The following is a 1805-nucleotide window of genomic DNA, read 5'->3' on the forward strand; positions in this document are numbered from 1 at the left end:
CCTCCCACTATAAAGTAATGTTTTCGCCTGTTTACTCGCTAATTCACAGGATTTCAACTTCGACTGTTTGAGTAGACCGTTGTACATTGGATGGGGCGCACTACGAGCGTATGCAGGAACAGAGCTTGGGATCGATTGCATTCCAAAACTGTGAGATGGTGGTTATAATCGCACAGTGGATCTCCACATTTGCCCTTGGGACTTACCCTCCCATGTCACGCTGGGTCGTCGCCCTTACATTCCTTCGTTCTGTCTCTCAAGGGGTGGAGGCCGATTCTTGCTCCTCTACTGGGTCGTTGCCCTCACGGAAAATTGTTCTTCGGCTCCTCCGGTGCTTCCGTTGTCGTTGTTATTCCTTTTGAAGTTGCGTTTGATCAGACGCTTGCTTTGGCTTAGGCGCCCACTTGCCCGATCTGAGCCAGTCTTACCCGTCCGAGCATTTCCAGCGCGTTATACTCACGTTCCTTGGTTCCTAGCGTATGCAACACGCGAATGAGCTTCCCACACAAGACGATCAGCGACTGCTTCTTCTTTAGCGGGTTCTGGCTGCGCGTCGTGTAGTACGCGTGCAGCGCTTTGAAGGCTTCATTCTTCGCCACCAGCGGCATGACCGCCCGGAACAGCAGCGCCCTCAGCCGTGATCTCCCGCGCTTGGTGATGCCTGTCTTGCCCTTACGCTTGCCCGAGCTGTTCTCTTTGAGATTCAGCCCGGCCAGTCGGATAATCTGCTGACCGTGGTCATAGCCGGACAGATCCCCAACCTCCGCCAGAAAGCCCGCGACGGTGACCACACCGACTCCCGGAACGGCCAACATTCGCGCGGTCCCTGGAATGTCGTTTAGAATCGTCAGGACTTGCTCCATGATGCAGGCCAACTGCTCGCTGAATAGCTCGTACTGCCCAAGGAGCGTGCTCAGTTCGATTCGCGCCGCGGTCGTCCCTTCGGTCAGACCGATGGACGCAGCGGCTGATGCGACGAGCGTTTCCGCTCGCTTGATACCCACACCACGCTGCACTTCGGTCTTCCAGTGGGCCAGGACGTCTCGGGCTCCCTTGGCGGCGATGTCGGCAGGCAGCGGGAATGCACGCAGTGTCATGAGCGATGCTTTGCCTTCCCAGTCCTTGAACACGCCGGCGTACTCCGGGAAGAACCGGTCGAACCAGTTAACCACGCGGCCTTTCACTTGCGTGAGACTCGCCGAAACTTTCTCCCGCAGGTTCATCAGGATGCGCAGGTCTGCATAGGCCTTCGTCGGCAGCTTCGGCTCGGAATACTTGCCGCTGCGGATCAGGTCGGCGATTACCTTCGCGTCCTTGTAGTCGCTTTTCGTCGGCGAATTGTCCTCGAGCTCTTTGGTCTTGCTCACGTGATGCGGATTGACGACAACAACCGTGATGCCTTGCTCTTGCAAGAATGCGGCAAGCGGAAACCAGTAGTGTCCGGTAGGCTCGATGCCAAACACGATCTCGGTCTTGCCATGTGCTTGCCCGACCTCCTTCATCCACGACGACAGTTTCGTCAGCCCTTGCGCGTCGTTATGAAAAACACAGTCTTTGCCCAGCTCGATTCCGCGATAGTCGACCGCACGAGCCACATGAATCTTTTTGGCAATATCTGCGCCGACGACCAATGTTGCCTCGTTAATTCGCGTAATCCGTTGATTCTGTTTCTGCTTCATCTTATACTTCATCTTGAGCGCCTCTTTCGTATGCGGGATTTGTTCTTTGCCGGAACGTTTCCCAGTATACCGAGTGGCGCTTTTTTGCTCAAAGCTCAAATTACTTCATTACAGGAATGGCTCCTC

At 55.3% G+C, this 1805-nt stretch carries 1 protein-coding gene; it reads right to left on the reverse strand.

Features of this window, described 5'->3' with window-relative positions:
* Window positions 1-392: 392 nt before the first annotated feature.
* Entirely contained in the window at window positions 393-1691 is a 1299-nt protein-coding gene (locus tag PCH05_RS26995) for an IS110 family RNA-guided transposase (protein ID WP_127607810.1), read from the reverse strand.
* Window positions 1692-1805 lie beyond the last annotated feature (114 nt).

It is taken from the genome of Paenibacillus chibensis, from assembly GCF_004001045.1.
GTDB lineage: Bacteria > Bacillota > Bacilli > Paenibacillales > Paenibacillaceae > Paenibacillus_AQ > Paenibacillus_AQ chibensis.